Origin of the sequence: Chryseobacterium sp. C39-AII1 (assembly GCF_039672645.1) — a bacterium.
Lineage (GTDB): Bacteria > Bacteroidota > Bacteroidia > Flavobacteriales > Weeksellaceae > Chryseobacterium.
Genome location: NZ_JBDFPQ010000002.1, coordinates 616,889 through 626,107, shown reverse-complemented (window position 1 = coordinate 626,107; position 9,219 = coordinate 616,889). Strand labels below are relative to the sequence as shown.

The 9,219-nt window shown below is 37.2% G+C and carries 5 protein-coding genes and 1 pseudogene; 4 read left to right on the top strand and 2 right to left on the bottom strand.

What is annotated here, in order from left to right; translation table 11 throughout:
- The 4 genes and pseudogenes from ABEG63_RS05740 to msrA all read left to right on the top strand — a co-directional run.
- Positions 1 to 251: pseudogene (locus tag ABEG63_RS05740) on the top strand (hypothetical protein); the annotation flags it as partial.
- A 166-nt stretch (positions 252 to 417) separates the two neighbouring features.
- Complete coding sequence (locus ABEG63_RS05735; RefSeq protein WP_346583654.1) at positions 418 to 1,629, top strand: PepSY-associated TM helix domain-containing protein; 1,212 nt, start codon at positions 418 to 420, stop codon at positions 1,627 to 1,629.
- An 85-nt stretch (positions 1,630 to 1,714) separates the two neighbouring features.
- Positions 1,715 to 2,683 carry an ROK family protein gene (locus tag ABEG63_RS05730; RefSeq protein ID WP_267403802.1) on the top strand — a complete coding sequence of 323 codons (969 nt, stop codon included), beginning with the start codon at positions 1,715 to 1,717 and terminating at the stop codon, positions 2,681 to 2,683.
- A 572-nt stretch (positions 2,684 to 3,255) separates the two neighbouring features.
- Positions 3,256 to 3,807, top strand: coding sequence for a peptide-methionine (S)-S-oxide reductase MsrA (msrA, locus tag ABEG63_RS05725; RefSeq protein ID WP_346583651.1), 552 nt, complete (start codon positions 3,256 to 3,258; stop codon positions 3,805 to 3,807).
- Between the two features lie 331 nt (positions 3,808 to 4,138).
- Here msrA and ABEG63_RS05720 read toward each other — a convergent pair whose 3' ends face one another.
- Together ABEG63_RS05720 and ABEG63_RS05715 are read right to left on the bottom strand one after the other, a co-directional pair.
- Positions 4,139 to 5,902 carry a RagB/SusD family nutrient uptake outer membrane protein gene (locus tag ABEG63_RS05720; RefSeq protein ID WP_346583649.1) on the bottom strand — a complete coding sequence of 588 codons (1,764 nt, stop codon included), beginning with the start codon at positions 5,900 to 5,902 and terminating at the stop codon, positions 4,139 to 4,141.
- A 19-nt stretch (positions 5,903 to 5,921) separates the two neighbouring features.
- Positions 5,922 to 8,966 (bottom strand): SusC/RagA family TonB-linked outer membrane protein, encoded by a 3,045-nt coding sequence (locus tag ABEG63_RS05715; RefSeq protein WP_346583647.1) that lies wholly within the window; start codon positions 8,964 to 8,966, stop codon positions 5,922 to 5,924.
- Positions 8,967 to 9,219 lie beyond the last annotated feature (253 nt).

Genomic DNA, 9,219 nt, shown 5'->3' with positions numbered 1-9,219 from the left:
CGTATTCACCTGGAAAATGCAGAACTTCCAAGACCCATATCCGAGGCTTATTATATGTCTGTTCATGGACGGCAATTAAGCACAATGCCCATTGTAAGGTATTTTATGAAAGACTTTTGGCAGATGGTAAGCCTAAAAAGCTGGCATTGATAGCCGTTTGTAATAAGCTTTTGAGAATCTGTTTTGGGGTTGTAAAGAACAAAACGAATTATCAACCAAATTATCAAAAAGATTTTAAAATTTTAACCTAAATAATTTGCTTTTTAACATAGAACATCGCGGCTAGGGAAGTTGTCTTTTCATTTAAAACATTCCCAATAACACAAAAAATGGTTGAAAAATGAAAAGTACCCCTTAACAATTTATAAATATTCTAAATAAAATTAAAAACTTATCTTTGCGCAACTTAAGGAAACAATGAAGAAACAGCATCATCATAAGAAAAAGCCCAGCGTTTTCAAAAAATGGACGGGAAAACTGCATTTGTGGTTAGGTTTAGGCGTCGGATTTTTAATTTTCATCATCTCCATTACCGGAGCACTGTACGTTTTTAAAGATGAGATAGAAAATGTTACCCGAAAAGATGTCATTTACCATAACGAAGCCAATATCGATCAGAAGCAGGTTCTTCCGATTCGTGTATTGGAAAAGGCGGTAGATGAGCAGGTAAAAGAAAAATATCCTATCCATTGGGTAAATATTCCGATTGATAAAAAGATGTCTTATCTATTTTATTGGTACGAACACGATCCCAGCGGCTGGAATTACTTTACAGAGTTTCCTATTTATAAAGCAGCCTATGTAAACCCTTACAACGGAAAAGTACTGAGAACCTATGATGAGAAGAATGGCTTCTTCCAGATTGTAAAGATGATCCACTGGAGCTATTTGCTAAAACAATCTTGGGGAACCTATCTTACCGGAATTCCGGTGCTGATCTTCGTAATTATGCTTATCTCAGGGATTATCCTTTGGTGGCCCAAAAATAAGGCGGCAAGAAAACAGCGTTTCTCTTTCAAATGGAAAAACGTAAAAAGCTGGAAAAGAAAAAACTATGACCTTCATAATGTCTTAGGCTTCTACTCTTCCATTTTCGCTTTAATTTTTGCAATTACAGGTCTGTTTTATGCGTTCTTCGTAGTTCAGGCAGCCATTTACTTTGTTTTTTCGGGCGGAGAAACAGCGTATCCTGATTTTTCAGCCATCAAAACAAAAGCGCCTATCGAATTAAGAACCGAAGGCACTTTAGACAAAATCAGCAATACCGTAAAAGCAAAATATCCGGATTCTTACGGATTTTCAATAGACCTTGGCCACGAGCACATGGACGATCATGAGCATCCGAATTTTGAAGTATATGTGAAACATTTATCCTATTCTTATCATAAAAGCAGCAGCTTAATTTTTGATGAAAACTCAGGAGAATTGCTTCATACGCACGACATGAAAGACAAAAATTTCGGTGAAAAAACTGTGGGGGCAAATTATGATATCCATGTTGGTTCTATTTTAGGACTTCCTACCAAAATCATCGCTTTTATCGTAAGCCTTATATGTGCCTCATTACCAGTAACGGGATTCCTGATCTGGTGGGGAAGAAGAAAAAAGAAAACTCCACAAAAGGCGTAAAATATTTTTTAAATAAATGTTTAAGAGTAAGCTATTAATACAATCTTTTTTATAATTTTATCCCCTTAGAATTTAACAATAGACAATGTCATTAATAGATTTATCAAAACATGTAGCCCTTGGAATTGATATCGGCGGGACGAATACAAAATTTGGGGTAGTAAACCATAGAGGTGAAGTTCTTGAAAAAGGCAATCTGCGTACAGATGCTTATGATAAGGTAGAAGATTTTATCGATGCCCTATATGAAGCTGTACATCCCCTGATTGAAAAATTTGGTACTGAAGATAATTTTGACGGAATAGGCGTAGGGGCTCCCAACGGAAACTATTACACAGGAACTATTGAGCAGGCTCCTAATTTACCTTGGAAGGGAATTATTCCTTTTGGGGAATTGATGAAAAATAAATTCAATTTGCCTTGTACCATCACCAATGATGCGAATGCAGCAGCGATTGGAGAAATGCTTTTCGGAGCAGCAAGAGGTATGAAAGATTTCATCATGATTACTTTGGGAACAGGCGTAGGAAGCGGAATTGTATCGGGAGGAAAATTAATCTACGGACACGACGGTTTTGCCGGAGAATTAGGTCATACCATCGTAAAACCTGGCGGAAGAAAACACTGGAGCACAGGTTCTGAAGGAAGTCTTGAAGCCTATGCATCAGCCACAGGAATTGCCATCACTGCAAAGAAAATGAGAGCCGAATTTCCGGAATCTATGCTGAGTCAGTATCCTGAAGAAGCCATTAACTCTAAAACAGTTCACGAATGTGCTTTAAAAGGAGATCCTATTGCCATTGAAGTATTCAGATATACGGGTCAGAAATTAGGTGAAGCATTGGCGAATTTCGTTATGTTCTCTTCACCGGAAGCAATTCTTTTATTTGGAGGAGTTATTAAAGCGGGAGACTTTATTTTAAAACCTGCCAAACTTCACATGGAAAGAAACCTTCTTCCGATTTTCAGAAATAAAGTAAAATTGGTTTTCAGTGAGCTAGACGAAGCAGATGCTGCCATCTTAGGAGCAAGTGCTTTGGTTTGGGAAAAATAACCGAAAGCTAGTTTAAATAATATCAAGCATCCTTTTTAGGATGCTTTTTTTATTTCTGATTTCTTGTTGATCTTTATACTTTATTGGTATCCTCTCGCTGATTTGGCAGATTACACTGATGTAATTGTATCCGATGCTTCGGCAAGAGAGCTAATACTAACGGTTTTATTCTAACGGTTAATTTTTAGCGTTGTCATCCTGAGCACGAAGCAGTCGAAGGATCTCATAAAGCCTCTCGCTGATTTGGCAAATAAAGCAGATTTCTAAGATCCTTTTTGTGTTTAAAATAAATTTATCTCATCTATCATTACAATTTTTGTTTTGAGGTTTTATGAAGCTTTAATTGAAAAAGTTTTTTCATACTTTTGATCGTCTTTTTTCGGTTATCGTCAGTTCGAGTGTTTCTCGAAGCAAAGTGGAGAGAAATGTATCGAGAACAAGTTAATAAATGGCAGGTTCTACATCATAAACTTCTCGATACAATTTTCTTCAAAAATCTACTCGAAGTGACGAAGGCTCAATTCGGAAACCGGAAAAAAAGAAAATATTGACAAAAAATAATCAACCTTACAATGAATAAAAATAATTTAGAGCAAATTACTTTCGGTGGCGGATGTTTCTGGTGTGTGGAAAGCTGCTTTAATATGCTGAAAGGGGTAGAATCTGCAATCTCGGGATATTCCGGAGGGCATAAAGACAACCCGACCTATCAGGAAGTTTGCACAGGAGAAACAGGACATGCAGAAGTGGTTCAGATCATGTATGATCCCGCAATCATCTCTTACGAGCAGCTGATGGATGTTTTCTTCTTTCTTCATGACCCTACTCAATTAAACAGACAAGGAAATGATATCGGAACACAATACCGTTCTGTAATTTATTATAAAGATGATGCTGAAAAAGCAAAAGCAGAGCAAGCCATTAAAACATCTCAAGAATCCGGAAGATGGGCAGGAACGTATGTGACAGAATTAACTAAATTTGAGAAATTCTGGCCTGCTGAACAGTATCACCAGGGATATTATAATGAAAACCCGACTCAGCCGTATTGCAGCGCGGTGGTAGGACCTAAAATCCAGAAATTCAAAAAGTATTTCGGAGAATTGGGAATGTTGAATGATTAAAAGTCATTTAGATTTAGGCAAAAGCCTATTTCTATGATTCTATAACAATAAGTTTGTTTAAACTAATTTTAAATTTAACCGCAAAAGAAGCAAAAGATCTTATTGGATTTATTTAAAGGAGTTCAAAAGTCTGCAAAGAGAAAAAATCAAAGATTTTTTTTAAACTTATGTGATCTTTTTTTATTTAAGTATTAAACTTAAAATAACTAAAGTGTTAAAATCTTTTGTTTCTTTTGTGGTAAAAAAAAGTTTAAACAAGTTTAATATAAAAGCGAAGAGATTAATTTCCCTTCGCTTTTTTTAGACAAAAAATTATTTGATATGAAGATAACTAGTATCCCGGATTTTGTGTGAAATCTTTTGAAGCATCCAACGTCGCCTGAGGAATCGGGAAGATTCTTCTGTAAGGCTGCGAAGCAGGTTTTGCCGTCCCAGCAAGATCAAACTTTCCGAATCTGATCATCGCCTTTCTTCTGTACATTTCCCAATACAACTCGTATCCTGATTCTTTAAACAAAGTGTTTGCATCCAAAGAGGAAATCGAAGTTCCTGGAGCATTTCCGTATAATGCTTCACGAGTTCTGCTTGTTCTCAGTTTATTGACGTCCGCCAAAGCTGCCGCTACATTTCCGTTTCTGAAATACGCTTCTGCTCTCATCATATAAATGGTTCCCAGACGGTATAATGGTACGTCGTAACCGCTTGTTCCGTTATTTCCATATCCCGGATCGAACTCAAATTTGAAGTTTCTCACCCCTCGGTTAATCTGAGACTGCGTGAAAACGGCTTCCGAAGGATTATCAAAATTCAGTTCCGGAGTAAAATCTGCCGCAAGCGTGGTATTTTTTTCTGTAAATAATTTAAATACCTTAATTCTTCCGTCTGATGTCATTTCAAAATTACCATCAACGATCTTTGGTCCGTATTGTTGCCCCACCTGCAATCCTCTGTTGAAATGGAACCAAGGTTTTCCTGTTCCTTCCACTTTACTGGTTGCTGGTACGCTTACATCCGATCCGTCATTTTTGAACCATGTTCCGTCTTCATACTGATACGTTCTGTGGAAACGCGGATCGTTGAAATTTCCGTTCCATGAATAATAAAATTCAGGGGTCACGCAGCTGGCATTGGTTCCTCTGTTATCAGGAGAAGGTTTTTGAATTCTTTCCATCGACATATATGCCAGGTCATTATCTGAACCTTTATCTGTGTTATTTAGTTTCTTCTGAACCACTGTAAAGATCATTTCTTTGCTTGTATCATTATTGATATCAAAATTGTGGAAATAATTAGATTCTAAACTGAAATTCGCATTATTAATCAATAAATTAGAATATTCAATCACCTTATCCATATCCGTTCCGCTTCCATTTACCGCTTGCTCCAAAAAGTTGAAATTACTTGATGTTTTATCCTTCAATACCGCTCTGTTCAGATACATATCCGCCAATAAAGCATACGCCGCCTGTTTGGTAAATCTTCCTGCGTGGGTATTCTGTGTTTTAATATCCGCTAATGCCGGAATAAGACCTTCAACCTCAGTAATTAAAGCATCGATGGAAGTAGCAGCTTTTTTAATTTCAATCGGAGCACTTAGATTTCCTGGATCTCTGTAAGGCGCCTGCCCGAAAAGATCGAGCGTCGTATAAGTATAGTATGCCAATAATCCTTTTGCTTCTGCCAAAAACAGAGCTTTATTCATATCATTGCTCTTTTCAATACTTGAAATGGCCGTTAAAGACTTTGTAATTCCGAAATTAAGGTTATTCCATGTTGTTTTTACCACATCATTGTTGGCATCCCAGCTAAATTCATGCATGGCTCTCCATTTTCCGCCATCGCCCCAGTCACTTCCTCTCGTTGGTAACAAAGCCTCATCTGTAGAATATTCCTGTAGTGCAAAAACGTTTCCGTGGTCTACGAAAGTTCCTTCACCCAGCTGACTATATGCTGCAGCCAAAGCCGCTTGAGGATCTGCATTTTCAGAACACAAAACCTCATCAATTACTTTTTCATCCAGATTGGTACATCCTACTAAAGCCAATGCAGCAACGGATAAAACGATTTTATTAATATTTAAAAATTTAGATCTCATGATTTCTTTTTAACTTAAATTAAAACTTAACAGTTGCTCCTAAAATGAAAGTCTTTGCCGAAGGATATGTAGTGTAATCAATACCCAATGACTGGTTTCCTCCCACTTGTTTGTTGGTGTCTACCAAAGGATCATATCCTGTATAATTGGTAATCGTGAATACATTCTGAGCACTTACATATAGATTGATGCTTCTCAGGAATTTTAACTGATTCATATCGAAAGTATAACCTAATCTCACATTATTCAAACGGATAAAGTCTGATTTTTCAAGATATAAAGAAGACAATTGCGGCTGATTGGTAAAACTTGCCCCAGAATCGTAAAAGTTTTTCAATACGTTTCTGTCTGAAGCCAGGTTGTTGATATTTAAATCCAGCGCGGTATTGTTTACCAAATATCCACCTGTTTGTCCGATGAATGAGAATGAGAAGTCAAACTTCTTGTATTTCATATAAGAATTGATCCCGAAAGTGAAATTAGGAATGGCACCTTCGAAGATTTTTCTGTCATTCTGATCTATTCTTCCGTCACCGTTTACATCTTCATAAATATACTTTCCGTTGGCATCGATTCCCTGATAATTCAGCATATAGAAAGATCCCGCTTCATATCCGTTTTTATAGATATTCGCCGTAACCCCAGAAAGCCCCGGACCGGAAACCTCACCAGAATAAATTGCAGAAACTGGAAGCCCTTTAATCACATTACTAACTGTCGCTCCATTCACATCAAAATTCCAAGTGAAATTTTCGTTTTTAATAATTTCTGAACCTATAGAGAATTCGAAACCTTTATTTACAATTTGTGCATCTACATTTCTCCAAACGTTACTTGTAGGACTCAACGGACTTGAAGGAATATTAAGTATCGGATCTCTTGTTACCTTATTATAATATTCTAATGATCCGTACAATCTGTTTCTCCATAAGCTGAAATCTGCACCAATATTGGTTTGTTCCACCACTTCCCACTTCAGATCAGGATTTACCGTTCTGTTGATCACAACACCATTAACAAGATCTAAATTATCATACAAATAATATCCTGCCGACTGCGCCAGTGAAGAACTTGCTTGTGTAATTTTATTCGGAACCTCTTGGTTACCCGTCTGTCCCCAGCTTCCTCTTAATTTTAATTCATTAATAATTCTGGAATCTTTCAGGAAATTTTCGTTAGACATTGTCCAGCCTACCGCTACTGAAGGGAAATATCCGTATTTATTATTCAACCCGAAACGTGTAGAACCATCGGCTCTTAATGAAGCGGTTAACAAATATTTCTTATCAAAGTTATAATTTACCCTTCCGAAATACGATTGCAGCTCGTTTTCCTGTGCATATCCCGCTCCCGGAACAAATGCTGTTCCTGAATATCCAGGATTAATATCTGGTGAAATTCCTGCTCCTTTATCTGCAATATCCTTTACGCCAAAATAAGTTCCTGTCGCTTTGAATTTCTGATAAGAGAAACCTCCCAGTAAACTGAAATTATGTTTATCTAAACTAAGATCATACGTTAAATAATGCTCCAAAAGTACATTGTAAGAATCCAGATTAGCCTGAACATATACTCCTTTCGGTGTTCTGTCGGTAAGGTTAGGATACATGGTCGTATTTCTTTCCGATACCGTTTTATCAATCCCTAAATTGAATTTATAATTTAACCCCGGTAAGATTCTCAACGTTGCCTCTGTATTCCCCAATATCCTTGTGGTATTGGTTTTGTCTTCATACTTACTCAACAGATACAAAGGATTGTAGTGAGCATTCATGTTAAAATTGGTATAATTTCCGTTTTGATCGTACACTGAACGTGTAGGATTCGCCATTAAAGCATGGATAATCACCTGTCCGTCTGACCCAGCATTGGCACCGTTTGGAATTCCAGTTTCCTTGATATCACTTGCGGTAAGGTTTAATTTAATTTTTAATCTTTTATTATCGAAGAAAGATTCTTCAGCATTTAAACGGGCTGTTGTTCTTTTAAAGCCACTGTTTAACACGATACCATCCTGATCCATGTGAGAAAGGGATGCAAAATAATTTCCCGATTCCGTGGATTTTGAGAAGGAAACCGAATGATTTTGAGAAACCGCATTTCTGTAAATCTCATCCTGCCAGTCTGTACTTCCTCCGTGGTCGTATAATTTATCAATTCCTGCAACTCTGTATTCGCCAGCGGTCATCAGGTCTAATTTTTTAATCACCGAAGAAAAACCTAAATACGTATCATACGTAAACAAAGGATCTCCCTTTTTTCCTCTTTTCGTGGTTACCAAAACTACCCCGTTGGAACCTCTTGCTCCATAAATGGCAGCAGCAGAAGCATCTTTTAATACCGTGATCGATTCAATATCACTTGTATTCAAAAAGTTTAACGGGTTTTTTGCCTGAGCATTTCCTAAACCGACATTCGGCCCCGAAGCACTTACCGCATCATTACTCAACGGAACCCCGTCTACAACGAACAAAGGAGTACTTCCACTTCTGATGGAACCAATCCCTCTGATCGAAACATTCACTCCCGCTCCGGGCTCTCCACTGGTCTGAACAATACGAACCCCCGCAATTTTACCCTGCATCAGATTATCAACAGAAATATTCATTCCCTCTTTGAAATTTTCAGCTTTCAATTGGCTTACGGCACCCGTTAAGTCAGATTTTTTCTGAGATCCGTAACCTACCAAAGTCACCTCTTCAATAGAAGTGGCTTCCTTTTTAGATTGTAATTTCACGGAAACTGAAGTTCCGGTAATTTTTACCATCTGTACGGCATATCCGTCATAAGAAATGGATAGAGTTTGCCCGATAGTTGCAGAAATGGTAAAGTTTCCGGATGCATCGGTAGTTGCTGTGTCTCCGGTTTCCACAACGGTGATTTTGGCACCTTCAATGGTTGAACCGTCCTGATCTGTTACATTCCCGGAAAGGGTTTCGTTCACCTGTGAAAAGACAGGATAGTTTGAAGTAAGTCCTTCAGCATTAGCTTGGTTGGCTACCAAAAAAAGTAATGCAATTGGAATTAGCTTTTTAAATTTAAAAAAATTAATTTTGTGGTACATATCAATAAGTAAAGTAATTGCACGACGTTACATTGCTTATTCAAAAGCCGCTGTTGTTCCCGCAACAGTGGTTTTGCTTTCAGGCAATCGCTAGTTTTTATTTTTCGGCATACAAAGTAAAAGCATCTACCACGAATTCATTTTAACATAATATTATCTTAAAATCAATAAAACATCAATAGCTATAAATGAGAAAATAGAATAATATTAATTATCAACCATTTATAAACGGACAATTTTCATCATTTACAAA